This window comes from Flavobacterium silvisoli (genome assembly GCF_004329815.1).
Classification (GTDB): domain Bacteria; phylum Bacteroidota; class Bacteroidia; order Flavobacteriales; family Flavobacteriaceae; genus Flavobacterium; species Flavobacterium silvisoli.
The window spans coordinates 60,711-86,844 of sequence record NZ_SJPE01000010.1 but is presented as its reverse complement, the minus strand read 5'-3'; the positions used below and the strand labels follow the sequence as shown (position 1 = coordinate 86,844).

At 41.5% G+C, this 26,134-nt stretch carries 17 protein-coding genes; 8 read left to right on the top strand and 9 right to left on the bottom strand.

All coding sequences use genetic code 11. The annotated features are described in order from the left end of the window. Positions 1-140 precede the first annotated feature (140 nt). Positions 141-890: a hypothetical protein gene (locus EZL74_RS09270; RefSeq protein WP_131476329.1), complete on the top strand. Its 750-nt coding sequence runs from the start codon at positions 141-143 to the stop codon at positions 888-890. A 140-nt stretch (positions 891-1,030) separates the two neighbouring features. Here EZL74_RS09270 and gcvP read toward each other — a convergent pair whose 3' ends face one another. Then, positions 1,031-3,874, bottom strand: a complete 2,844-nt coding sequence (gcvP, locus tag EZL74_RS09265) for an aminomethyl-transferring glycine dehydrogenase (RefSeq protein ID WP_131476328.1) — start codon at positions 3,872-3,874, stop codon at positions 1,031-1,033. A gap of 178 nt (positions 3,875-4,052) precedes the next feature. On the opposite strand from gcvP, the gene EZL74_RS09260 reads away from it, so the two are divergent. Together EZL74_RS09260 and EZL74_RS09255 are read left to right on the top strand one after the other, a co-directional pair. Beyond that, the gene (locus EZL74_RS09260) at positions 4,053-4,880 is read left to right on the top strand and encodes a UbiA prenyltransferase family protein (protein ID WP_131476327.1); all 828 of its coding nucleotides are present in this window, start codon (positions 4,053-4,055) and stop codon (positions 4,878-4,880) included. A 190-nt stretch (positions 4,881-5,070) separates the two neighbouring features. After that, positions 5,071-9,057, top strand: a complete 3,987-nt coding sequence (locus EZL74_RS09255; RefSeq protein ID WP_131476326.1) for a GEVED domain-containing protein — start codon at positions 5,071-5,073, stop codon at positions 9,055-9,057. A 142-nt stretch (positions 9,058-9,199) separates the two neighbouring features. Here the strand turns inward: EZL74_RS09255 and EZL74_RS09250 are convergent, their stop codons facing one another. The 5 genes from EZL74_RS09250 to EZL74_RS09230 form a co-directional block, all read right to left on the bottom strand. Further along, a complete protein-coding gene (locus EZL74_RS09250) occupies positions 9,200-11,224 on the bottom strand; it encodes a M3 family metallopeptidase (protein WP_131476325.1) in 2,025 nt (674 codons plus the stop codon). 40 nt (positions 11,225-11,264) lie between these two features. Continuing rightward, positions 11,265-11,747 (bottom strand): 5-(carboxyamino)imidazole ribonucleotide mutase, encoded by a 483-nt coding sequence (gene purE, locus EZL74_RS09245; protein ID WP_131476324.1) that lies wholly within the window; start codon positions 11,745-11,747, stop codon positions 11,265-11,267. A 30-nt stretch (positions 11,748-11,777) separates the two neighbouring features. Beyond that, entirely contained in the window at positions 11,778-12,932 is a 1,155-nt protein-coding gene (locus tag EZL74_RS09240) for a 5-(carboxyamino)imidazole ribonucleotide synthase (protein WP_131476323.1), read from the bottom strand. A 69-nt stretch (positions 12,933-13,001) separates the two neighbouring features. After that, the gene (locus tag EZL74_RS09235; protein WP_131476322.1) at positions 13,002-13,253 is read right to left on the bottom strand and encodes a hypothetical protein; all 252 of its coding nucleotides are present in this window, start codon (positions 13,251-13,253) and stop codon (positions 13,002-13,004) included. Positions 13,254-13,268: 15 nt separating this feature from the next. After that, complete coding sequence (locus tag EZL74_RS09230; protein WP_131476321.1) at positions 13,269-13,538, bottom strand: hypothetical protein; 270 nt, start codon at positions 13,536-13,538, stop codon at positions 13,269-13,271. Between the two features lie 95 nt (positions 13,539-13,633). Between EZL74_RS09230 and hpt the strand changes: the two genes are divergently transcribed. The 4 genes from hpt (at position 13,634) to obgE (ending at position 17,217) form a co-directional block, all read left to right on the top strand. Next, a complete protein-coding gene (gene hpt / locus EZL74_RS09225) occupies positions 13,634-14,164 on the top strand; it encodes a hypoxanthine phosphoribosyltransferase (RefSeq protein ID WP_131476320.1) in 531 nt (176 codons plus the stop codon). Between the two features lie 31 nt (positions 14,165-14,195). Further along, positions 14,196-14,768, top strand: a complete 573-nt coding sequence (locus EZL74_RS09220) for an adenylate kinase (protein WP_131476319.1) — start codon at positions 14,196-14,198, stop codon at positions 14,766-14,768. Positions 14,769-14,827: 59 nt separating this feature from the next. Continuing rightward, positions 14,828-16,102, top strand: a complete 1,275-nt coding sequence (locus EZL74_RS09215) for a hemolysin family protein (protein ID WP_131476318.1) — start codon at positions 14,828-14,830, stop codon at positions 16,100-16,102. A gap of 80 nt (positions 16,103-16,182) precedes the next feature. Next, positions 16,183-17,217 carry a GTPase ObgE gene (obgE, locus tag EZL74_RS09210; protein ID WP_131476317.1) on the top strand — a complete coding sequence of 345 codons (1,035 nt, stop codon included), beginning with the start codon at positions 16,183-16,185 and terminating at the stop codon, positions 17,215-17,217. Between the two features lie 47 nt (positions 17,218-17,264). Here the strand turns inward: obgE and EZL74_RS09205 are convergent, their stop codons facing one another. Next, positions 17,265-18,899, bottom strand: coding sequence for a PAS domain-containing protein (locus EZL74_RS09205; RefSeq protein ID WP_131476316.1), 1,635 nt, complete (start codon positions 18,897-18,899; stop codon positions 17,265-17,267). Between the two features lie 146 nt (positions 18,900-19,045). Then, complete coding sequence (locus EZL74_RS09200; RefSeq protein WP_240034580.1) at positions 19,046-19,456, bottom strand: VOC family protein; 411 nt, start codon at positions 19,454-19,456, stop codon at positions 19,046-19,048. A 237-nt stretch (positions 19,457-19,693) separates the two neighbouring features. Between EZL74_RS09200 and EZL74_RS09195 the strand changes: the two genes are divergently transcribed. Further along, positions 19,694-21,844 carry a S46 family peptidase gene (locus EZL74_RS09195; protein ID WP_131476315.1) on the top strand — a complete coding sequence of 717 codons (2,151 nt, stop codon included), beginning with the start codon at positions 19,694-19,696 and terminating at the stop codon, positions 21,842-21,844. A 59-nt stretch (positions 21,845-21,903) separates the two neighbouring features. Here the strand turns inward: EZL74_RS09195 and EZL74_RS09190 are convergent, their stop codons facing one another. Further along, entirely contained in the window at positions 21,904-25,980 is a 4,077-nt protein-coding gene (locus EZL74_RS09190) for a T9SS sorting signal type C domain-containing protein (protein ID WP_131476314.1), read from the bottom strand. Positions 25,981-26,134: the final 154 nt, after the last annotated feature.

Here is a 26,134-nt window from a genome sequence, read left to right as displayed (position 1 = left end):
ATCGCATGTATATGGGTGGTATGTGGGAAACAACTGCTGTATGATTGGGATAGGGCTCAAGTGTAACGGGTAGTATATTAGTCTTTAACTGCACATAATTTCTGTTTAATTGTACGTAAAAACCGAAATAAATATGTAATTTGCAGTATTTAATACGTATCGGTATGGCGCGACTCAATGCAAAACAACAGCTGCAAGGACTTGTAGGCAGTGTGTATATACGGAATATGAACGGTATGAAAGTGCTGCAAACCCGTCCGGTGAAGCCCAAACAAACGAAAGGTACCCGAGCCAGTGCCGCCGATTTTAAATATGCGGTAGCACAATCACAGACCATCCGGAAGGCATTTCAGTCGTTATTGGCACTGGGAACTCATCCGTACACCAGTCAACGCTTGACGGGTGAATTGCACAAAGGGTTTCATATTCCTCAGGGGTATACGAATCATTTGACTTTATTTACCGCAGATTTAGCCCATTTGATTGGGTTTGAGTTTCATAAAACCTGTCCGTTAGAGCTTTTGCTTCCTGTAATTTTTCCTTTTGAGGTGTCGGATGACGGTAGTTTGTGCCTGGCTCCAACATTGGTCCCTGCTGTTCATTCTAAATTGCTGCCCGATAGTAAAGCTTCCTGCGCTTTGGTTTTTGTGGTGGCCTCTTGGCACCCTGACCGAGGACCACAGGCGGATACTGTAGTTTTTAGTTTTGAAATGAAACAACATATTCCAACGCCTATAGCCTTGCAGACGGATGTTTACCCGGCCGGCACCCGACTTATAGTGGCCGCGCAATTACTGGTATGGAACAGCCGTACCGCACTGGGAGACAAGAATTTTTGCAATAACAAACAGTTTAACCCGGTACAAGTGGTGTTTACGGGAGTGGTGTAGGAGAGTTGTTGGTTTTGCAATAAACCGCCTTTGTAGCCGGTTATTTTTCTGTTTTTTAGAGCTCTTTTGTTAAAAAAAGACATAAAAAAAGGTTTCAAATTGTACAACTTGAAACCTTTTGTGGGTGTAGTGAGTAGTTCTTACATGTAAGCCTCGATAGGCGCACACGAGCACACTAAATTTCGGTCGCCATAGGCATCGTCTATACGGCGTACGCTTGGCCAGAATTTGTTGTCGTGAATATAAGCCAACGGATAGGCTGCCTGCTCACGGGTGTAAGGCATGGTCCAAGTGTCTGCCGTTACCATGGCTAAGGTATGCGGAGCGTTTTTCAGTACGTTATTAGCGTCTTCAGCTGAGGCGGCTTCAATTTCTTTACGGATGCTGATCATGGCATCGCAGAAACGGTCTAACTCGGCCAAATCTTCGGATTCGGTTGGTTCTACCATTAAAGTTCCGGCTACCGGGAACGATACTGTAGGGGCATGGAATCCGTAATCCATTAAACGTTTGGCGATATCGGTTACTTCGATGCCGTTTTGTTTGAAGGCACGACAGTCTAAGATCATTTCGTGAGCGGCACGACCCATTTCTCCGGAATATAAAACCGGATAGTGGGCTTCCAATCGCGCTTTCATATAATTAGCATTCAAGATGGCGAATTGAGTGGCGTTTTTCAATCCTTCGGCACCCAACATGGTGATATAACCATACGAAATCAAACACACCAATGCAGAGCCGTAAGGAGCCGATGAAATGGCTGTTATGGCTTGGTCTCCTCCAACATTGATGATAGGATTGGTTGGTAAAAACGGCACTAATTTTTCATTTACACAAATAGGTCCAACACCCGGTCCTCCTCCTCCGTGAGGGATGGCAAAGGTTTTGTGCAGGTTTAAGTGACATACGTCAGCCCCGATGGTGGCCGGATTGGTTAAGCCTACCTGCGCATTCATGTTGGCCCCGTCCATATATACTAAACCTCCGTTTTCGTGGATGATTCTGGTGATTTCGATGATGGAAGACTCGTAAACACCGTGAGTAGAAGGGTAGGTAACCATTAAACACGATAAATCGTCTTTATGCTCAATGGCTTTGGTTCTTAAGTCTTCTACGTCTATATTTCCTTCCGGAGTGGTTTTGGTTACAATGATGGTCATTCCTGCCATGGCTGCCGAAGCCGGGTTGGTTCCGTGGGCCGAGGATGGAATCAAACATACATTTCTGTGGTGGTCACCTCGGGATAAGTGGTACGCACGAATAGCCATTAAGCCGGCGTATTCGCCTTGTGCTCCTGAGTTAGGTTGCAGCGTGGTACCGGCAAAACCGGTGATTACGTTTAATTGTTGTTCTAATTTTTTCAACATGGTCAGGTAGCCTTCCGCCTGCTCTACCGGAGCAAAGGGGTGAATGCTGTTCCAGTTGGCCATGGATAGCGGCAACATTTCGGCGGCGGCATTGAGTTTCATGGTACACGACCCCAAGGATATCATGGAGTGGTTCAACGATAAATCTTTGCGTTCTAATTTTTTGATATAACGCATCAATTGCGATTCCGAATGATGGTTGTTGAATACTTCGTGCTGTAGGAACGCTGAGGTTCTTTGCAGCGAAGCCGGGTAGTTGTTGGTTGTATTTAATTCTGCCACTTTGAATGCTTCTTTACCGGTGGCTTCTGCAAAAATGGCAATGATTTGATTCAGGTCGGCCAATGAAGTGGTTTCGTTTAACGCAATGGTAATCGTATCGGCATCGGCATAGAAGAAGTTTACTTCGTGTTTTTCGGCAATGGCTTTTACTTTGGCAGCATCCGCTTTTACTGCAATAGTGTCAAAGAAAGCGGTATTGGTTTGATATACGCCTAATTTATTGAGGGCATCTGCCAAGGTTACGGCTGAGGCATGTACTTTATCAGCGATGTATTTCAATCCTTTCGGTCCGTGATACACGGCATACATTCCGGCCATAACGGCTAACAATACCTGAGCGGTACAGATGTTAGAGGTGGCTTTTTCGCGTTTGATGTGTTGTTCACGGGTTCCTAATGCCATGCGCAAAGCGCGTTTTCCGGTGGCATCAATAGACACACCGATGATTCTGCCCGGCATAGAGCGTTTGTATTCTTCTTTGGTAGCGAAGTAGGCAGCATGTGGTCCGCCATACCCCATCGGGATTCCGAAACGTTGTGTGGTTCCTACAACCACTGATGCGCCCATTTCTCCTGGAGGAGTTAGGGTGGCTAAAGATAGAATGTCAGCCGCTACGGCTACTTTAATTTCATTTTCGTGAGCTTTGGCGATGAAGGCGCTGTAGTCATTCACCTGACCGTATTTGCCCGGGTATTGTAAAATAGCCCCGAAGAAATCACTAGAGAAATCAAAGGTTTCGTGATTGCCCACTACCAATTCTACCCCTATAGGAGTAGAACGCGTTTGCAATACAGATAGGGTTTGCGGGAGTATTTCTTCGGAAACGAAGAATTTACGGATATTGTTTTTCTTTTGGTCACGCGTGCGGACGTCGAATAAAAGTGCCATAGCTTCGGCTGCTGCCGTACCTTCATCTAAAAGTGAGGCGTTGGCGATTTCCATTCCGGTCAATTCCATCACAGTGGTTTGGAAATTCAGAATAGCTTCTAAACGACCCTGAGCAATCTCGGCTTGGTATGGGGTGTAAGCAGTATACCAACCCGGGTTTTCAAAAATGTTTCTTTGAATTACTGCCGGCACAATAGTGGGGTGGTACCCCAAACCGATGTATGATTTGAATACTTTGTTTTTTTTACCTAATTCCTGAATGTGATTCAAATATTCGTATTCGGTCATAGGCGGGTCTAACTGTAAATCGTTTTTTAAACGAATACCGTCAGGAAATGTTTCATACAGCAGTTGGTCAAAATTCTCAACCCCGATGGTTTTAAACATATGGTTTAGGTCGCTCTCACGTGGACCTATGTGGCGTAATGCAAATGCGTCTGTTTTCATTAAATAGTAAATTCTAAAGTGTGTTCAGTTGTGTTGTTTCGGGCAACCGAAATGAGTTCGGTTTTAACGGCAACAAAAGTAATTATTAAAGTCTGAATTTTTGGTTAAACAGCTGCCAAATTTCGAGAAATTTTTAACCAAAAACGGTTGTTATTAACAGTTTGCGTATTTTTGAAAGATGCGGTACTTACAGAAGCTTCTCGATTTTTATCTCAACAGCAGTCTACACGTCAGTTTGTCGGTTTATGCCCTGGTGCGCATGACCGGTTTTTTGTTTCATATAGAGGCTATTCACGACAGTGCGCTCTTTGCTTTTTTCGGAACGATAGTGGGGTATAATTTTGTTAAATACGATGCCTTGGCACGCACTCAAAAGCTGCAGATGAGGGTTGAACTGAAAGCTATTGCAGTGTTGAGCTTTTTGGCATTGGCAGCCACGGGATACTATTTTTTACAGTTGGGACGAGCCACACAGATTGCGGCCTTCGCTTTTTTGATCTTGACACTGCTCTATACATTGCCTTTTTTTCCTAACCGCAGCAATGCCCGAAACTGGGCGGGGGTAAAAATATACATGGTGGCTTTGTGTTGGGTGGGGGTGACTTTGTTTTTGCCTGTTGTTGAGGCGGGTATTCCGTTTACATCAGCTGTTTTTTGGGTGGCGTTACAACGGTTTATTCTGATTTTTGTTTTGATACTGATTTTTGAAATTATTGATTTGAAGGTAGACGATCCGAATTTAAAAACCGTGCCGCAACAGATAGGGGTCAAACGGACGAAACTGATTGGGGTGTTATTGCTGTTGGGGTTTATTTCAATTGAATTTTTGAATGTTGATTTTACTTCTAAGGCTTTTACTGTCAAATTGGGAATAGCATTGACTGCGGTTCTTTTTTTGATTTTTGCCAATGAAAAACGCTCTAAATACTACAGTGCTTTTTGGGTGGAGAGCATTCCGATAGTCTGGTGGCTTTTGTTGGTTTATGGTTTGAATTTTTCTGTTTAAGTGTTGCGAGAAGTGATTTTTTAACAGTTTTATAAAATAAGCTCTGTATTTAACACATTTAACATATAAGTGATAAATATTAACTAAATATTTTTTAAAATAAAATTAATTAGCGTTAAACCTGAATTAATAATTTTCATTGGCTTTTATAAGCGTTAAATTTCGCCTTATTAACCTAAATCTATTGCCAATGAAAAAAGCTACTTTTTCAACGTATGCCCGTATACCAAAACTTGCGGTCTCGGGGTACAAATTCTGTTTTTTAGTCCTTTCCCTTTTGTTTATAGGACAGTTCACTTACGGACAAACCGTTCTTATCAACCCATCTGCTGAAGGAGGATTTGAGAACGGATCAACTTTTGCCGACAACGGCTGGACTACTGTAAATGCAACTACTAATACTTGGAATGTGGGTACGGCCCCGGGTTGGTTTACCGGAAGCAGAGGAGCCTATGTGTCAAATGACTCAGGAGCAACTTGGGCTTACACCAACAATACGGCCAACCGTTCTGCCTTTTACCGCGACATTACCTTTCCGACAGGAGCCGGTTCAATAGCCCTGAGCTTTGACTGGAGAGCCAATGGGAATGACGGAAACTACGACAACCTGTTAGTGTATGTTATGGATACTTCTATTACACCTACTACAGCAGGACCAACCGGGACTGGTACCACCATTACCGGCTGGAGCGGATATACTAACGGTACAACCGGATATTATTTATTGCAACGCAACGGAGTTGCTGTTCCGACTACTACGACCACCGTTACCTATACTTTATCAGCCGCTCAGTTGGCTTACGTATCAGGAGCCACAAAACGATTGGTGTTTGTTTGGAAAAATGACGGAGGTGGGGGGACTAATCCGCCGGCAGCTGTTGACAATATCTCTTTGATAGCTTACACTTGTCAGTCGCCAACCAATTTAGTCACTTCGGCATTCACTCTTTCTACAGCCACTTTTGGCTGGACGGCACCGGCATCAGCACCAGCTGAGGGTTATGAGTATGAAGTGCGTACCAGTGGAGCAGCAGGAAGTGGAGCTGTTGGATTAGTGGACAACGGAACGACTACTGATTTATCGGTTTCGTTAAGCAATTTGACCGCCAGCACCGCATACACTTATCATGTGCGTTCTAAATGTTCTTCATCGGATCACAGTTTATGGGTTTCGGGATCTTTTTATACCGGATATTGTGTTCCTTCATCAACATCCAGCGCTACTTATATCAATAATTTTTCTACTACCAACGGTACAACCAATATTTCGAATTTGAATTCAGGGTACACTCTGAATGGTTACCAGGACAATTATAACACGGCAACTGTGAGTCAATATCCAACCGGAACCATCAATTTTGCTTCGGATATAGTAGGGGGAACATTAGGTACTGCTATTTGGGTAGATTGGAATAAAGACATGGTTTTTGACAATGCTACGGAAAGAGTTTTTGTAACAACGGCTTTCGGAGGTAATCAAACGGGAAGTTTTACTGTACCGGCCGGTACAGCACTGGGTGATTACAGAATGCGTATCCGAGTGGATTTCAACAGTATTGCTCCTGATGCTTGTTCAAATGCAAACACCAGAACTGAAGCGGAAGATTATAAGTTGACTGTTGTAGCTCAGCCAAGTTGTTTGGCTCCAACAGGACTAACCGTTAGTAATATAACCCCTACGGGTGCTACTTTTAACTGGACAGCATCTGTTTCTCCGACAAATGACGGATATGACTATTATTATTCAACAACGAATACTGCTCCAACAGCACAAACTGCTGCCATGGGAAGTGTGGGACAAGGTATTTTGACCGTTACTGTTTCAGGATTGTTTTCAAGTACTGATTATTTTGTTTGGGTGAGAAGTAATTGCGGTGTTGGGGGAGTTAGTGAGTGGACCTCAGTTGCGGTACCTTTTAAAACCTTATGTAATCCGCCAGTTGTAACTTCAACGACTCCGGGTTCTGTGTGTGGGCAAGGAACTGTAAATTTATCAGCTACTTCAAACGAGGGAACGTTAACTTGGCATGCCGCCCAAGTGGGTGGAGCAACATTGGCTACAGGTGATAGTTTTACGACTCCAAGTCTTAATACCACAACCTCTTACTGGGTTCAAGCTTCAACCGGAGTTACTCAGTCTTCAGGAAAATCAGCTCCGCCTGCATCGGCAACAGGTTCTACTCTTGTGAACTGGGGTATTGTTTTCAATGCAACTGAAAGCGTTAATTTACAAAGTGTATCGTTGTACTCAACCAGTGCCGGTACTGTAAATATTAAAGTTACTAACGCTGCTTTAACGGAATTATATTCTACCGGAGATGTTGCTATCGCGGCCGGTGGAACTACAACTCCTAACGTTGTCCCTCTTAACTTTACGGTGCCTGCCGGAACCGGTTACAGAATTTTGGTTAAAGCATATAACGGTGTTAGCCTTATCAGAGATTCATCAAGTTTGGCCTTCCCTTATGCCGGTACCGATGGTAAAGTGAATGTAACCTCTTCTGAATGGGGAGGAACTACAACGGGAACGTATTATTATTTTTATGATTTGAAATACAATCAAGGGTGTACTTCTGCCCGAACAGAAGTTGTTGCTACAGTAGCTACTGCTCCAACATTAACGGTAAGTACTAACAGTACTGCTGCTGTTTGTGCAGGTCAGTCTTCAAGTCCGGTCATCATTGCAACAGGAGGTTCAGATTATGATACTTATGTTTGGTCACCAGCTACCGGTGTTACCGGCGATGCGGCTACTGGTTGGGTATTTAATCCTTCCGCTACTACAAATTATACGTTAACAGCTACTCAATCTTCAGGCGCATTGTGCTATACTACGACAAATGTAACAGTTAATATTAATCAGAACCCAGTAGTAAATGCTTCTGCTGCTAATGCTAGTATTTGTCAAGGTTCTTCAACGGTTTTAACTGCGTTGACCAATACTTCTGCTGCCGGCTCACTTGATGTGGGGACTGCTACTACTTTAACTTCTGCTACTACTCAACCTACGGCATTTTGTAATCGTTGGGCTCAATACTGGAATCAAACCATTTTTACTGCCGCTGAGTTACAAGCATTAGGATTAAGAGCAGGTAATATAACGTCTATCGCTTATAACATTACTACTTTAGGGTCTGGGACAAATGTTACTAACTTCTCTGTGCGAATAGGTACTACGGCCAGTGCAACAGCAACGGTTTTCACTACAACCGGACTGACTACTGTATATGGTCCGACCACTTATGCTCACCAAGTTGGAGTGAATACCATTACTTTTGATACACCATATTTTTGGGATGGTGTTTCTAATATTGTTATTGATATCAGACAAAATGGAGCAGACAGTACTAACAATGCTATTACCTATTATACCGCTACTACAGGTAATACTACAATATCTGCAGTGACGAGTACTGCGTTTGCCACAAATTCAATTCAAAACTTAGTAACGGCCGGTACTGTAACTCCTTCTACATCAACACAACGTTTGAATGTTGTTTTTGGAGGACAAATTGGTTCAACCGGAGCCGGTGATTTAACATGGACTTGGAATCCGGATGCATTAGCCGGGAATGTTGTGTCTGTATCGCCAACCGCTACTACAACTTACACAGTAAAAGGAACAGATCCTGTGACCGGTTGTTACAGTGAAGCCACGGTAAATGTGAATGTAACTACCACCCCTGCACCAACAGGAGATGCCGTTCAGACATTTACTGTATTTAGTGCAGCCGAAGCTACCGTTGCTAATTTGGCCGCTACAGGTACGAATGTGGTTTGGTATGCTTCTTCAGCGGATGCATTAGCCGGAGTAAATGCTTTGGCTCCAACAACAGAATTGGTAAACGGGGCAGCTTATTACGCGATGCAAACCGTTGACGGATGTCGCAGCATTTCAGCTTTGGAAGTTACCGTGACAGTTACGTTGGGTACTAACAATTTTGATTTAAGCGGATTAAAATATTATCCAAACCCGGTAAATAATGTATTGAATATAGAATTTGCGGGCGGAATCAAATCTGTTGAGGTATACAATGCGATTGGACAAAAAGTGATGGTTCAAAAGGAGAATGCTATATCGGCTACAGTTGATATGACTTCTTTAGCAGCAGGAACTTATTTTGTTAAGGTTGCTTCTCAGAATGGAGCGAAAACACTAAAAGTGATGAAACAATAATTTTTCATTTGCTATAAAAAAGAGCCACCTAAAAGGTGGCTCTTTTGTTTTATGGAAAGGCAGAAAACATAATTATATTATTTGGTTCAATCCATAAAAAAACCGAAGCCATGGCTTCGGTTTTTGAAATTTCTAAATCTGTTTAAATGAGTCCGGCTCTTTTCAACAAAGCTTCCGGTTTGGGTTCCTGTCCGCGGAAACGTTTGTAGAGTTCCATCGGTAATTCGGTACCGCCTTTGGAGAGTACGTTGTCTTTGAATTTAGCAGCGACTTCTTTGTTGAAAATACCTTTCTCCTGAAAATAAGCAAAGGCATCGGCATCCAACACTTCTGCCCATTTGTAGCTGTAATAGCCCGAAGAATATCCTCCTTGGAAAATGTGGGAGAAGGAAACACTCATGCAGTTTTCGGCTACATCAGGATATAAAGCGGTGTCGTCCATGGCGGCTTTTTCAAAAGCTTTTACGTCTTTAATATGATGAGGTTTGGCATGATAGGCCATATCTAAGAGCCCGAAACTCAACTGGCGCAGCGTGGCCATTCCTTCTAAAAAGCTCGCGCTTTCTTTGATTTTATCTACATACTGTTGCGGAATAATTTCTCCAGTTTCATAGTGTTTGGCAAATAAAGCCAAAGCTTCGGGTTCGTAGCACCAGTTTTCCATAATCTGGCTTGGCAGTTCTACAAAATCCCAGTACACAGAAGTGCCTGATAAACTCGGATAAGTGGTATTGGCTAACATGCCGTGCAAGGCGTGCCCGAATTCATGGAATAAGGTGGTTACTTCGTTAAATGTCAGCAACGAAGGTTTGGTTTCGGTGGGAGGTGTAAAATTACAAACGATAGACACGTGCGGTCTATCATTAATTCCATTTTTGATGTATTGCGGTTTGAACGAAGTCATCCACGCGCCGTTGCGTTTGCCTTTTCTCGGAAAGAAATCGGAGTAGAAAACCGCAACCAATTGGCCTTCGAAGTCTACTACTTCAAAAGTCTGTACATCGGGATGGTATTTGTTGATGTCAAATACTTCTTTGAACGTGATGCCGAATAGTTTTTCGGCTACGGTAAAAGCTCCGTTCAAAACATTTTCCAACTTAAAATAAGGTTTCAGAATCTCGTCATCGAGGCTGAATAATTTTTGTTTCAGTTTTTCAGAATAGTAGGCGCCATCCCATTTTTCCAATGTTTCCAATCCGTCGAGTTCTTTGGCGAAGGCTGTCAGTTGAGCAAATTCTCTTTGAGCTGCCGGTTTGGCTTTTGCCAATAAATCATGCAGGAACGATTCTACTTTTTCGGGAGTTTGCGCCATGCGCTCTTCGAGTACAAAATGAGAGTGAGACGAGTATCCCAATAATTTGGCTCTTTCGTGACGCAGTTTTACTATGTTTTTTACATTTTCCTGATTGTCGTATTCGTCTTCCTGAAATGCTTTTTTTCCGGCGGCTATGGCCATTTCTTTGCGCAATTCGCGGTTGTCTACATAGGTTACAAAAGGCAGGTAGCTCGGAAAGTCGAGGGTGAACATCCAGCCTTCTAAATTGTCCGACTTAGCCAGTGAACGCGCCATTTCTTTGGCACCTTCGGGCAAACCTTTTAAATCGGCTTCATTGGTAATATGCAACTTATATCGGTTGGTTTCTGCCAATACATTCTCGCCGAAAGTTAATTTCAGTTTAGCCAAATCGGTATCGATTTCGCGCAAACGGGCCTTTTTATCTTCGGGTAGCAAAGCACCGTTTCGGGTAAAGCTTTTGTATTTTTTGTCTAATAAAGTGGCTTGTTCGGGAGTTAATTGAAGCGTGTCTTTTTGATCGTATACGGCTTTGACTCTTTTGAATAAATCTTCGTTTAGTGCAATATCGTTGCTGAAAGCTGTCAACAAGGGCGATACATCCTGAGCGATTTTTTGCAGTTCGTCGCAGGTTTCAGCCGAATTTAAATTGAAAAAAACAGACGATAATCGGTCCAAGGCTTCGCCCGAAAAGTCCAGCGCTTCAATAGTATTGGCAAAGTCGGGTGCTTCCGGGTTGTTGATGATGGCATCAATTTCGGCACGAGCCGCTTCGATATTGGCTTCGAAAGCCGGTCGGTAATCTTCAATTTTTATTTGACTGAAGGGCGCGGTGTTGTGTTTGGTTTGAAAAGGTGCTGTTAAAATTTTCATGTATAGTTGTCTTTTTTGGGTAATTTAAGAAATGATGTGTTTATTTCTTCATTTCTTCCGAAGCTTTATTTACGGCTTCTTTTAAACTTTCTTTGTAAAGGATGATTTTATCCAGTACCATTTTATTGTGGCTTCCGATGATTTGGGCTGCCAGAATCCCCGCGTTTTTAGCGCCGTTCAATGCTACGGTAGCCACGGGAACGCCTCCTGGCATTTGCAGTATCGAAAGGACACTGTCCCAGCCGTCAATAGAATTGCTCGATTTTACGGGTACACCAATGACCGGTAACGGTGACATGGAGGCCACCATACCTGGCAAATGAGCGGCACCGCCCGCACCGGCAATGATTACCGATATGCCTCGGTTGTGTGCATTTTTGCTGAACTCAAATAATTTTTCGGGAGTTCTGTGGGCCGACACAATGTCGACTTCGGTTTGGATATCAAAGCTTTTCAGGATGTCAATGGCTTCCTGCATGACCGGGAGGTCACTTTTGCTTCCCATGATGATGGCTACTTTCATAATTAATTCATTAACAATGGATAATTGTTGTTATTTTGCGATGACGCGAATTGTATTTTTTACTTCTTCGGCAATTTTACGGGCCTCGGTCATGTTTTCGTTGACGATGGTTACATGTCCCATTTTACGGAACGGACGGGTTTCCTTTTTGCCGTAAATGTGGGGTATTACCCCGTCAATAGCCATGATTTTTTCGATGTTTTCATAAACCACCGGTCCCGAAAAACCTTCTTCTCCTACCAAATTTACCATAATTCCCGCTACTTTGCTCCAGGTGTTCCCTAAAGGTAAATCCAATATAGCCCGCAAGTGGTTTTCAAATTGAGAGGTATAGCTGGCTTCTATGCTGTAATGGCCTGAGTTGTGTGGCCGTGGGGCTACTTCATTGATTAAGATGTCTTCGTCATGGGTTTGAAACATTTCTACGGCCAATAAACCTACATGATTGTATGCTTGGGATACTTGTAAGGCTTTTTCGGTGGCTTTTTTAGCTATGTGACAGTCAATACGCGCCGGACAAATTACGTATTCCACCTGATTGGCTTCGGGGTGAAATTCCATTTCCACTACGGGATACGCTTTTACTTCGCCCGAAACTGAACGCGCGACTATTACAGCCAACTCGTTTTTAAACGGAACCATTTGTTCGGCTATACATTCTACGTTGGGCAGGTTTTCAATATCCTCCGCTGAACGCACTATTTTCACTCCGTTGCCATCATACCCAAATTGGGCACATTTCCAAACAAAAGGCAGGGCAACCCTGTTGTGTTCTATTTCGGTTCTCAAATCAGTGAGTGAGGCAAAGCGTTTGTAGGCAGCTGTTGGGATTTGATTTTCAACATAAAAATCTTTTTGTACGCCTTTGTTTTGTATCAGTCGTAAGGTTTTGGGTGAGGGGTACACTTTGAGGCCTTCAGCTTCCAGTTGTTCCAGTGCTTCGAGATTGACGTTTTCAATTTCAATAGTCAGTACATCGACTTTTTTGCCAAAGTCATATACCGAGTCGTAATCCATCAAATCGCCGATAAAGAATTTGGTTGCTCCGTATTGACAGGGAGCTTCCATACTTGGGTCGAAAACATAAGTCTGAATGTCGAATTTTCGGGTTTCGGCCAAGAGCATTTTGCCTAATTGACCGCCTCCGAGTATACCCAGTTTGAAGTTGGATGAGAAGTAGTTCATAGTGTAGTTGTAGTTGTTGGCACAAAGATACTATTCCGCTGATAATGGACAATTGCTTGTTGGATAATTTTATGTGTTGATTTTACATAAAACTTCTCTGGCCGCGGCTTTATAACCGGCTGATTGATATGTAAAATCTTTATTGATGATGTGGCGCAGTTCATCTTTTATCCAATCATGGGTTTTTGCATGATGGGCCAAGGTATACATGGCGTATACTTTTGGTGCTATTTTGTCATTGCCAATCAATCGGTCCAGGCTGGTTTCTATAATTTTTTCCTGTTGGTCTTTGGATAGTAAAATTTTGTCAGAGAGGCTCAAAAAGAGAAGCGTGCGCTATATTCCTCTGATAGCCGATTCGTGTTTGTATTTTGCAGCGCTATGACAAATCAGTTCGGTAAACGGAGATAGTAATTCCGGATGCGACTCTGCCAGCAATTCGATAATCCAAACGGCTTTGTAATGGTTTTTGTTGGATATGTCGGTTGCTAATTCCACCAAATCAGCCATGTGTTCCGGGTTTTGAACTACAAAATCATGTATTCCTTTGCGGCAATTGGTGCCGGCATTGCTTTGGGCTATTCGGTCTTTAAAAAAAACGTCCATAGCGTAAATATATCAATTTTACAAAAAAGTCTAGGTACTTAGCACTTAATACTTAATACTTCTTTAAATTTGCACCTTATTTTAAACACAACACCATGATACATCTTCACGATAAAACGTTCGAACCATTTATTTCTTCGGAAGAAATTGATTTTGCCATTAAAAATATGGCCAAGCAGATGGATGATGATTTTTTTGATGAAGTACCTGTTTTTGTGGGAGTTTTAAACGGTGCGTTCATGGTATTGTCTGATTTGATGAAACAATACCGCGGTATGTGTGAGGTCGACTTTGTTAAAATGGCTTCATACGAAGGAACCAAGTCTACCAATGAAGTAAAACAATTGATAGGGTTAAGTCAGCATTTAGAAGGCAGAACCGTTGTGATTGTTGAGGATATAGTAGATACCGGAAACACAATAGAAGAATTGAAAGCCATTTTTAAAGAAAAGAAAGTAAAGCATTTGAAAATTGCTACGCTGTTCTTTAAACCCGAAGCTTATAAAAAAGACATTAAAATAGATTACGTAGGGATAAGAATTCCGAATAAATTCATCGTTGGTTATGGTTTAGACTACGACGGTTTAGGAAGAAACCTGCCGGACATTTATCAATTAGCCGAATAACATTCATAACTAACATTCATAACTAAAAAAAATGATTAATATCGTTCTTTTCGGAAAACCAGGTGCAGGAAAAGGCACACAAGCTGAATTTTTAAAAGAGAAATACAATCTGACCCATCTTTCAACCGGGGATATTTTCAGATACAATATTAAAAATGACACTGCCTTGGGGCAATTGGCCAAAACCTACATGGATAAAGGCGATTTGGTTCCGGACGAAGTAACGATCAAAATGTTGGAGAGTGAAGTGGATAAAAACCCGCATTCGGCCGGTTTCTTATTTGACGGTTTTCCCAGAACGTTAGCACAAGCCGCCGCTTTAGACAAGTTTTTAGAATCAAAAGGTCAAAAGATTACCGCTACAGTGGCTTTGGAAGCAGATGATAACATTTTAGTAGCCCGCTTGCTGGAAAGAGGAAAAACATCGGGCAGACCTGACGATCAGGACGAGGAAAAAATCAGGAACCGCTATCAGGAGTACAACGAAAAAACAGCTCCTTTGATGCATTATTACGAAGCGCAAAACAAATTTCATGCAGTTAACGGTATCGGTTCCATAGAAGAAGTAACCCAACGATTAAGTGCGGTAATCGACAAATTATAATTTACGTTTTTGGTTAGCAGTTATATTCATAACGCGTAACTTATAACTCATAACTCAAAATGGAAATACTCATTATTCTTTTTTTAATTCTGCTCAACGGTGTTTTTTCCATGTCGGAAATAGCGCTGATATCGGCACGAAAAAACCGACTGGAAACCGCAGCAAAAAAAGGAAATACCAATGCCAAAGTTGCTTTAGATTTGGCTAATTCTCCCAATAAATTTTTGTCAACAGTACAAATTGGGATTACCCTTATCGGAATTTTGACCGGTATTTATTCAGGTGAAAAAATCACCCACGATATGCAGGCTTTTATTGCTACTTTTTCGGTGTTGAAACCGTATTCGGAAAGCATAGGTGTAGGAGTTGTGGTGGTGATTCTGACCTTTTTTTCGTTGGTTTTGGGCGAATTATTACCCAAGAGAATCGGACTGAACTATCCCGAAGCCATAGCCAAGGGAGTGGCCGTTCCGATGAAGATGATTTCCATCATTACCATGCCGTTCATTTGGTTATTGACCAAGTCTACCGATTTTGTTTTAGATGTGTTTAAAATTAAACCCACGGCAGACGGTAAAGTAACCGAGGAAGAAATCAAAGCCATTATCAAAGAAGGTACCGAGGGCGGTGAAGTTCAGGAGATAGAACAAGATATAGTAGAGCGCGTTTTTCACATAGGCGATCGAAAAATAAACTCCCTGATGACACACCGTCAATCTATTGTTTACCTTTCATTCGAAGATACTATTGAGGAATTGAAAACCAAAATGTTTGACGAATTGCACTCCTTTTATCCGGTGTGTCAGGAAAATCTGGATGATGTGATAGGGGTAGCCTTGCTCAAAGATTTGTTTGTTGGTTTTGAAAAAGGCAACTTTGAATTAAAGTCGATTGTCAAAGAACCGGTTTATATGATAGAACATACTTCGGCGTATAAAGCGTTGGAGAATTTTAAAAAATCAAAAGTGCATTATGCTTTTGTAACCGATGAATATGGGGTGTTTCAGGGAATTATTACTTTGAATGATATCTTGGAAGCTCTGGTGGGAGATGCTGCTGATTTTGACGATGACGAATACCAATTGGTAGCCCGAGAAGACGGAACATGGCTGGTAGACGGATTGTATTCGCTACACGATTTCCTGACGTATTTTGATATGGACGATTTAACCAATGATTACGAAGTAACTACGGTAAGCGGATTAATCATGACTGAAATGGGCAAAATACCGGTTACGGGCGAAAAGCTCATTTGGAACAAATTAGAATTAGAAGTCATCGATATGGATGGCGTGAAGATTGATAAAGTGCTGGTGAAAACAATAAAAGAATAATTAGAATGCGGTATACAGCAGGCAGATTTTAGTACTATGATTTCTGTTTTTGTGTTCTGCCTTCAGCAACCTAAGAGATTATGACAGAAGGGAATTTTGTAGATTACGTAAAAATATATGTTTCTTCCGGAAAAGGAGGGAAAGGCTCTTCGCATTTGCACCGCGAAAAGTTTATTGAAAAAGGAGGCCCGGATGGGGGTGACGGAGGCAGAGGAGGTCACGTAATCATAAAAGGAAACAAAAGCTTGTGGACTTTATTTCACCTGAAATTTGCCCGTCATATCAAAGCCGGTCACGGTGGCGATGGCGGAAGTTCGCGCAGTACGGGTCATGACGGGGAAGATAAAATTATTGAAGTACCTTTGGGAACGGTCGTTCGCGATAAGGAAACCGAAGAAATTTTGTTTGAAATTACCCAACACGGAGAAGAGCGCATCTTGGTAAAAGGAGGAAAAGGAGGGCTGGGGAACTGGCATTTCAGAAGTTCTACCAATCAAACGCCTCGTTATGCTCAACCGGGTATGCCGCCGGAAGAGATGGATGTTATCCTTGAATTGAAAGTTTTGGCCGATGTAGGCTTGGTCGGATTCCCGAATGCCGGCAAATCAACTTTGCTTTCGGTGCTGACTTCTGCCAAACCTAAAATTGCGGATTATCCCTTTACGACTTTGAAACCCAATTTAGGGATAGTGGCTTACCGCGAATTTAAGTCATTTGTTATGGCCGATATTCCGGGAATCATTGAAGGAGCTGCTGAAGGTAAAGGATTAGGACATTATTTCCTGCGCCACATTGAACGTAATTCCACCTTGTTGTTTTTGATTCCTGCCGATGCGGATGATATTCAAAAGGAATACGAAATCCTGTTAGACGAATTACGCCGTTATAACCCTGAGATGTTGGATAAGGATCGATTGATTGTTGTTTCAAAGTGTGATATGCTGGATGACGAGTTGAAATCGGAGTTGAAGAAGGAATTAGATGTAGCTTTCAAGGGCACGCCTTACCTTTTTATCTCTTCGGTTGCCCAGCAAGGGCTGACGGAGTTGAAAGACAAGCTTTGGGAAATGCTCAACGTAGATACTGAAGAGCCTGAAAACAGTCACGGAATATAAAACAAAATCCTCACTAAGGTGGGGATTTTTTGTGTCCTGCTCATTGATTATAAATCTTTAATTTCGGCTGTCTTTTTTACAATTTCCCTGATGACATCATCAAGTTGTTCGGCCGAAACGCTGATGTATTCCAAGAGTTTTTCATCTTCTTTACCGGTTTCAAAATTGCTTTTCAGCAAATTGATGCAACCTAACACATTGGCCAGTGGCGCCCGTACTACATGCGACTGAGTCCATGCTATGTCTTTCAGGGCTTTATTTTGCAACTCTATTTTGCGCATTTTTTCCAACGTTTCGGTCATGTCAATCATGGCTCCTATGGCTCTGATGGCTTTTCCGTGAGCATCTCTCACGAGTATACCTTTATGCTGCACGTGCGCAATAGAGTGGTTGGCTTTGAAAAATCGATATTCAGTATTAAAAAAATGCCGCTGAGGGTCTGCTAAAGCATTTTTCAAATCGGTCAGTACACGTCTGCGGTCTTTAGGATGGATGTTTTTCTGCCAAAAGTACTTGTCGCATAAGGACACATCATATCCCAACATGGTTTGAAAGCCCTCTCCCCAAAAAACGGTGTGGTTGTTAATATCCCAATCGATGATTGCTTCAACCGTTGCTTTAGCCAGTATTTTAAAGCGTTCGTTGCTTTCCCAAATTTCCTGTTCGTGCAATTTTCTTTTGGTAACATCCATAATGACCCCTTCTAGTTTTATCGGTTTGCCCTCATCGTCTTTGATCATGTATATGCGCTCCAATACCCATTTTGTTTTGCCGGATTCGGTTACGATTCTGCGCTCACTTTCGCTGATGGTTTTGTCTTTTGTCTGGATGTAATAGTCCGTTGAAAAATCAGTTTGATCTTCGGGATGGTAATATCGTTTAATGTTGTCAAGATTCAATTGAAAAGTATCGGGATTGACTTCAAAAATTTTGTAAATTTCGTTAGACCATTGTATTTCAGATTGGGTTAAGTCATTGCTCCAATATCCTAAACCGGCAATTTCACTGGCTGCCTGCAGTTTCGAGTTGGTTTCCAGTAATTTGTTTTGAATGTTGATTTCAGCCGTTAAATCGACTACCGAAGCCAATCTCACTTTTTTACCCTCAAATACGGCATAGGTGGTTTTTACTTTTACGTGAATAATTTCTCCGTTCTTTTTTTTATGTCTTATGATTCCGGAAAGGCTTGAGCTTTCGTTTTTGAGAGATTCATGAAGCAATTTTTCCAAAGCCGGAGCGTCTTCTGCAGGTCGAATGTCGTGCAGTGTCATTGCTTTATATTCTTCTTGTGAAAAGCCATAAACGGAACAGGCTGCTTCGTTCACCAGTAAAAAACGAAGGGTTTCTATATCAAACAGCCACATGGGTAACGGACTGTGATCAAACAATGAGGAGTATTCTTCTTGCGATTGTACAGATTGTTTGATGAGTTGTTGCTTCACATCAATTATTTCCTGGTAGTAGGCTGTTGTTTTTACAATGTTTTGTTTGACCAGTATGTAAAGCAGGACAGCCGTGATGAGTATGAATGCCAGTCCTTTGGCTGTTTGTAATTTAGACAGTATTACAACATCGGAGATGAAAATTTCCAAAAGATGATCGGAAGCAAATATGTAAACGGCACTGACTATTGCATAAATCAATACTATTTTAAAAGAGGAATATTTGTTTAGTTTCTCCATTCGATTATTTAATAACGCTACTTTTCAGCTGTTAATGTAAAACTATTTTTTGGCATACTAAAAAAATATGACCAGCATCATGCTAAAAATTATTTGGGAAACAGGAAGTTGTTTACCCTCTTAAAAATGAATGTATTAGTTTTAATTTAACGTCTTTTTTCGGCAAAAGCAATGATGTGTCCGTCCGGATCTGAAAAATAACAAACCCTGTCGCCCCAATCTCTGTCGGTAATCGGACTGATGAGTGTAGCACCGCATTTTTCGGCATTATCAAATTCGAGTTCGATGTTTTTCACATAAAAGCACAATTCACATCTTGGAATGCCGTTTCCTTCTTTGGGATGAGGAGTTTTGTTTTCCAGAATTTTTGCAATTCCGTCGTTTGGCATCAGTCCCAATTTGAAATGTTCAGCCAGTTTGAATTCGGTCATGCCCGGTACGTGCAGGTCTGCTTTTTTGCGAAGCAGTTGTTGATAAAAGGCACAACTTTTTTCCTGATCTTCAACATATAGTATGGTTTCAATGCAAAGGATAGGATTTGGGTTGGTTTTCATCATAGTGGCAAGGTATGAAAATAATCAGAATAAGGGAGGGTTGTTGATGTTGTTTTACTGTTAATTTTCAGGTTTTTCAGGCTTGAAATGTCTTGTTTTTTATTGTTGTTTTTCTGTTAAAAGCACTCTTCTAATGGGTAAAAAAAACTATATTCGCACCGCTTTTGGTCCTGTTTAGTGTAACAATTATAATTTTTAACAGACTAGTAGCATTCAATCTAATAACACAAAAAAATAAAGATGAAAAAAATTATTTTATCCCTAATCGCCGGGATTATGTTGCTTCCTATGAGCATGAAGGCTGATGAAGGAATGTGGTTTTTAATGTTTATTGAACGTTTGAATCACAGAGACATGCAAAAAATGGGCTTGCAACTGACAGCCGAGGAAATTTACAGCATCAACCACCACAGTTTGAAAGATGCTATAGTGCAGTTTAACGGGGGTTGTACAGCCGAATTGATTTCAAAAGACGGTTTAGTGTTGACCAACCACCACTGTGGGTACGACGCTGTTGCCGAATTGTCAACGGCTGATGATAACCTATTGAAAAATGGGTATTGGGCAGAAAACAGAAAAGCAGAAAAGAAACCGTCAAGTTTGTTTGTTCGTTTCTTTGTGCGTATGGATGATTGTACCAAAAGAATTTTGGCCAAGGTAAATCCATCGATGAGTGAAGCGGAAAGAGAAAAAGCCATCAATGCTGAAATTGCCGCTATCGAAAAAGAAAACAACGAAGGAGGAAAATATACCGTTTCGGTTCGTCCGTTTTTTCAAGGCAATGAATACTACTATTTTGTTTACCAAGATTACAAAGATGTACGTTTAGTAGGTGTTCCGCCAGAAAGTTTAGGGAAGTTCGGGGGTGATACAGACAACTGGGAATGGCCGCGTCACACGGCAGATTTCTCTATGTTCAGAGTATATGCTGATAAAGACGGTAATCCGGCTGACTATTCAGAAAACAATGTGCCTTTACAACCGAAACACTATTTGCCGGTTAACTTAAGCGGTGTAAAAGAGGGAGATTTTGCTATGATATTAGGGTATCCGGGTAGAACCAACCGTTGGATGCCGGCGGGCGGAATTGAGCAAAACGTGAAGTTTGCTTATCCTGCTTGGGTTGAAGGAGCTAAAACCGGAATGGACAACATGAAAAAATATATGGATCAAAGTCCTGCTTTGAATTTAGTATACGCCTCAAAATACGCTTCAACAGCCAATTATTGGAAAAACCGTCAGGGAATGATTGATGCGTTGACCAAATTTGGAACAGCCAAAACCAAGGCAGCTCAGGAAGCTAAATTTGAAAAATGGGCTAACAAACCGGCCAATAAAGCTAAGTACGGTAATGTAATTGCCAACATCAACAAGTTTTATGCTTTGACTAACGAAAAGTCAAGACACGATAACTACATGCAACAATTGTTCAGAACCACTTCTTTCGGAACTATAGGAAGAACTTTGGGCAGACAATTGGATTTATATGTAAAAGCGGATGCGGCGAAACGCGCTCAGGTTGCTCCTCAAATTGTAGAAATGGCAGAGGAAATGTATAAAGAATTGTACATTCCGGCTGAGAAAGATTTATTAGCGGCTCAATTGAAATTGTATGCTACTAAGTCTACCGGTTATAAAATTGCTCCCATGGTAGAAAAAATCGGAAAAGAAAACAATAATGATTTTACCGGTTATGTTAATGCTGCCTTTGAATTGAGTATTTTTTCTTCAGTTGATAAAATTAAAGCATTCTTAGCTTTGCCAAGTCAAGGGATGTTGGATAATGATCCGTTGTATGCTTTATCAAATGATATGTTGACGCATTTCAACTCAAAATCGGATGAAATTGCCAAAGCGCAGAACGATTTCAGTGCTTCTTTCCGTTTGTTGGTAGAAGGTTTAAGAGAATCAAAAATAGCTTCTATCAAATATCCTGACGCTAATTCAACGTTGCGTTTGACTTATGGTAAAGTTCGTGCGTTGCCTGCTGATAAGCGCAATGATGCTACTATTAACAACTACACTACTCTTGACGGTCAGGTGAAAAAATACAAAAAAGGCGATCAGGAGTTTGATTTACCGACTAAGGTTATCGAAATGAACAAGAAAAGAGAATACGGTAGATTTGCCGATAAAGACGGAAGTTTACACGTGAATTTCTTGACAGATAACGATATTACTGGAGGAAACTCAGGTTCTCCGGTATTGAATGGTAAAGGAGAGTTGATCGGTTTGGCTTTTGACGGTAATATCGAAGCTATGGCGGGTGATGTAATTTTTGATAGCAAATTGCAAAGAACCATTAATGTAGATATTCGTTATGTATTGTGGGTGATTGAAAATTTCTCAGGCGCCAAACACATTGTTGACGAAATGACATTAGTGAAGTAATTCTGAATTTAGTTATATATAAAACGTCCCGGGAAACCGGGACGTTTTTTTATGCAGTATTAATTCATCAGTTTTTTAGAAACGACGCTACCGTCGATTAAGGTGATTTTGACAATCAAGGCCTGTTGGTTTTGGATTGCCAGGTTGAGGTTGAATTCGGTTTTATTGATGTCTTCCCCATTATATACTTCCCGACCCAGCAAATCGTATAGTTTTACATTTTCGATAGGTGTTTCAAAAGATTGAATGTTGATTTGTTTATTATCTGAAGTTACAATAACTGTGTTGGGTACAGTTTTGTTATAATTGGTATTGTTTCCGTTGCCATTTCCATGCGGATATTTATAACGCAATTTAAACCTTGTGTTATAAGTTCCTGGAACAGCATTGAATACATAAGGAGTTTCGCGTAAGTTGGTTATGATTTTGGTTTCGGTATCTTCCAGTAAAATATTTTTATTTCTGTTTTCAAACAAACCGTCAACGCCTCCGATAGCAATGGTGTATTGCCCTGGAGTTCCTATTTTAACTCCAAGAGGAACTATGTCATTCGGATTAAAAGGTAATGAACGTCCCTGAATCAGGTATTTGTCATTGCCAATAAGGGAGTAAAGTGACATAGGCATCGGTGTAGTAGTGCCGGCGTCAAAAAAACTATCCGCATTCATTGTGGCTCCTTCTATATAGCCCACCAATATACGGTCAGATTGTTGATTGCTGTCCAGTAAATCAAGCCAGATTCGGTTTCGTTCTATATTCGTCAAATTAGTATTGCCGGTTGTTGGGTTGGATGCCTTGTAAAAAGTGCTGTTAGAGTAGCTTTCATTTCGCAGGCCGTTGTTAAAACTAACCGTATCAGAACCTGTAGGCCCGTCAATCATTTGAACAAAAAAGCCTTGTCCTGCACCAATAAATAAATCGGATGCTGCAGCCGGACAACAACTACTACCGCTAAAGTTAAAGGTAAAGTAATCACCCGGATTGTAATTGTAGACAAAAGTGTCGTAAAAAGGGCTGGCAATGGCCGCCGGCAGTGTGCCATGTGTCCACAGTCTTATTTGTCCCATTATTTTGGTTCTGTTGTCAAATAAAAACTGACTGCCCCGAATGGATGAAGGATATGGATTTCCTAACAAGTTCCAGTTGTCGCTGTAATTGTTTATTTCGGTTCCGTTTGTTCCTGTGTGATAATTAGTGTTTTGGTCGGCTCCACGGAAAATAGAAGTTGTTATAACCCCATTATTAGGAGTTCCTGTAAAAGTGCCTAGTAAAGGAGAAGCTACACTTGTACTGAAGCTGTCCGGAGCACGAAGTATATATCCTTTTGCCGGCAGCATAGTGTTTCCGGCAGCGTATTCCCAATTGCCCTGTCCGCCGTTGTTATTGTTTACAGTGGTATTCCATTTAAAAATGCCGCCCGATGTTAACGGAGCTATGATAGAATTCACATTAAAATTAGCCACCGGGGATGACCAGTATACATAATCCAGTTGTCTGACATTGGCCGTTCTTTCCATAGTGATGTTGCCCGAATTTACAGCTGAGTTGTTGATTTGAACCAGGTTTCCACTGTTTTTGATGGTAAATATTCCTCCGGAAACTACTTTAATAAAATCGGTAATGGTAATGTTGTTGGCCGAATTCAGTGTTAGGTTTCCTCCATTTTTTATCGTTAAGTTATATCCGTATGCGTTGTATGCAGTACCCGAAATAATTGGATCATTGGTAACATCAGGAATTACTACGCAGTCGGTATTTGTTGGGACGCCTATAGGAGTCCAGTTGTTGGCTTTATTCCAATCGGTATCAACTGATCCGTTCCATACTTTGCTTCCGGTGACTGTTACGGTGGTTTGGTCGGTTACTTTTAGCGTAGCACCGCCACATAAAGTATAAGTGACTTCGGCAGTGTAAATAGTGGTGGTAGGTGGACAAACGGTAATGGTATCAGTGGTTCCTACAACTGTTCCTGAAGTCCCGGCTCCTTCATACCATTTGATGGATGTGATGGAGTTACCTGAAGGAACAAATCGCCAGGCTTCGCTGCTAGCTGTCCAATTAGTATCCAGTCCGTTTCTGCCGGGTGCCACGACAGCCTGAGTGCCTGCTGCATTTTGAATTCCTACTATGGCATTGCCGCCATTCCAAGGAGATACGTTAAAATCGTCTATTTTTTTCTCTTTGATGTATACTTCAATGATGTTGGTGTTTTCATACAGCACCATCATGCCGGTATATAAAATACTGTTGGTTGAAAACATCGGGACATTGCTCCATGAGGCCACTAAAGCTCTGCATCCTGTGTTCAGGGTTATTAGTTCCCAGCCTACTTCACCGCCAACACTTGGGTCGATGTCGTGATAAACGCCATAAATAGTATTGGCAAATAAGGCTCCGGTTGTACTTGGTAAATTGTTGCTGAAAGCATAACCGGAAGAAGAGCTTGCTCTGGAGGTGTCAAAAGACAACATTCCGTTTGAGCCAATTGTACAGGCATTGTAAGTGTTGCCGTAAAAACAAAAATTGAAAGGTAGGTTAATAACCGGAGACCAAACGTCATCACTGTTTACACTCACAGGATTGGCCAAACAGCTGAATTGATATGGAGGGTCGTACGGAATTGACTCGACGGTATAGTTGGTAGTCTGTCCTAAGCGAAGATAAGTAGCTTCTAAATCGACACAACTTGAATTGGAATGACAATCAATAGGAGTAGGGTCATTGCCGTTTAAGCCTAAACCTCCCGAAATTACAGAAGGACATCCTAAGCTGGTTGTGCCAGTTCCGTTTCCGGCGGTACAGGGAATGTTTGAGGTTACACAAATGGTAAATGTTCCTTGTCCGCTTGAGCTACTGTAGCTGTGAACTCTGACGTAATAAGTATTTCCAATGGTTAATCCGTTTAAAATAGTGGCCTCGTTTGAAGAATAGGTGTCGTCAATGCAATCCATACTGGTTAATGAGCTACAAGAGCCGCTAAATACCTGCATGACGGCATCTGATAAAGTTCCGGGGGTAACGGTTACAGTATGAGATGCAGCTGTTGCAACAAAACTATACCACACGTCATCATCGGCCGTGCCTGTACAGCTGCTTTGTGATTGAGTTGCTCCTACGGTAGTTCCTGCAGTGCTGGTTGAACAATTCAGGTCTGAATTTACGGTTAATGCAATAGCGCCACTGCAATTATCATTTGCAGGAGCAACTACTGGGCAGTTTAATGAAAAACTTATGTTTCCCCCTGTAGAGCTTTCCGGATCGAGCAAAAGATAATATTGAGTTCCGGCTGTTAATGAAAATCCGGGACTGGTTCCGGCTCCTGAAATATCATCTATACAAGTCCAGCCTGAGCTGTTACACCCTAAAGAGGCTGTTTTAAACTGATAGTCAATATAGCCAAAAGAGCTGTTTTGTTGGATGTAATAATTTCCTGTTGTGGTGGGTGTAAATGTATAAATCTGTTCTTTTCCGGGAGTGGTATACCCACAACTTGAAGAACTGAAACCACCGGATCCGGAGGCTATAGATACAGCGTTAGTCGTGCCGCAGGATGCTATGTTGGGAATTGAAGCACAGGGGTCGTAAGGTGTGGTACAAGTTCTTGAAATGGTAAAAGCTCCGGTTGTAGTGCTCGAAGTTAAATAATATGCTATGTATATATAATAAGTTGTGCCCGCAGTTGCGGTGAATGTATAAGTTTCAGCTGCTGACACCGCAAAGTCTTGGCAACTTATGTTGGATAAGCTTCCGCAAGTTCCGCTTGTAATGGCCATTTCAAGGTCAAATCCTGAGCCGGTAGCCGAAATGGTAGTCACATTACCGTCTCCGACAAATGTATACCACACTCCGTAATTGGATAAGCTGCATCCCGTACCATGGGTATAGCTGGAAGCACCAACGGTTGTACCGGCCAGATTAGTAGTGCCGCACGGCAAAGTAATGGCATTGGCGCATTGGTTGTTGGATGGCCCGGGAGGAAGAGCTGCAGAAAGTTCTTTTTTAAGTACCGCTGAATTGATTAAGGTTCCATTACTTGAGAATGAATTTATCGAAAATAATAGCAGAAAATAAAGAGTTAAAATCAGATGAGATTTGGTTTTTTTCTTATTGAATAAAAATGTAATTATTAACGACATTGTAATAGTATTTTAATTGAAATAAAACAATTATTAAATATACATCAATGTTTTAGGTGAATTGATGAGAAGTAGATAAAGTGATTGATAATGTCGATAAAGAACACCTCAAATTTATTTAGGGTTATTATCTCAAATGTTTAGTCATCAAAAA

Excerpts from the sequence above, each read along its gene's own strand:
- EZL74_RS09260 (WP_131476327.1), top strand. The coding sequence starts at position 4,053 with ATGCGGTACTTACAGAAGCTTCTCGATTTTTATCTCAACAGCAGTCTA.
- EZL74_RS09205 (WP_131476316.1), bottom strand. The coding sequence starts at position 18,899 with ATGGAGAAACTAAACAAATATTCCTCTTTTAAAATAGTATTGATTTAT.
- EZL74_RS09255 (WP_131476326.1), top strand. The coding sequence starts at position 5,071 with ATGAAAAAAGCTACTTTTTCAACGTATGCCCGTATACCAAAACTTGCG.
- EZL74_RS09190 (WP_131476314.1), bottom strand. The coding sequence starts at position 25,980 with ATGTCGTTAATAATTACATTTTTATTCAATAAGAAAAAAACCAAATCT.
- EZL74_RS09230 (WP_131476321.1), bottom strand. The coding sequence starts at position 13,538 with ATGGACGTTTTTTTTAAAGACCGAATAGCCCAAAGCAATGCCGGCACC.
- EZL74_RS09215 (WP_131476318.1), top strand. The coding sequence starts at position 14,828 with ATGGAAATACTCATTATTCTTTTTTTAATTCTGCTCAACGGTGTTTTT.
- EZL74_RS09195 (WP_131476315.1), top strand. The coding sequence starts at position 19,694 with ATGAAAAAAATTATTTTATCCCTAATCGCCGGGATTATGTTGCTTCCT.
- purE (WP_131476324.1), bottom strand. The coding sequence starts at position 11,747 with ATGAAAGTAGCCATCATCATGGGAAGCAAAAGTGACCTCCCGGTCATG.
- gcvP (WP_131476328.1), bottom strand. The coding sequence starts at position 3,874 with ATGAAAACAGACGCATTTGCATTACGCCACATAGGTCCACGTGAGAGC.
- obgE (WP_131476317.1), top strand. The coding sequence starts at position 16,183 with ATGACAGAAGGGAATTTTGTAGATTACGTAAAAATATATGTTTCTTCC.
- EZL74_RS09240 (WP_131476323.1), bottom strand. The coding sequence starts at position 12,932 with ATGAACTACTTCTCATCCAACTTCAAACTGGGTATACTCGGAGGCGGT.
- EZL74_RS09220 (WP_131476319.1), top strand. The coding sequence starts at position 14,196 with ATGATTAATATCGTTCTTTTCGGAAAACCAGGTGCAGGAAAAGGCACA.
- EZL74_RS09250 (WP_131476325.1), bottom strand. The coding sequence starts at position 11,224 with ATGAAAATTTTAACAGCACCTTTTCAAACCAAACACAACACCGCGCCC.
- hpt (WP_131476320.1), top strand. The coding sequence starts at position 13,634 with ATGATACATCTTCACGATAAAACGTTCGAACCATTTATTTCTTCGGAA.
- EZL74_RS09200 (WP_240034580.1), bottom strand. The coding sequence starts at position 19,456 with ATGATGAAAACCAACCCAAATCCTATCCTTTGCATTGAAACCATACTA.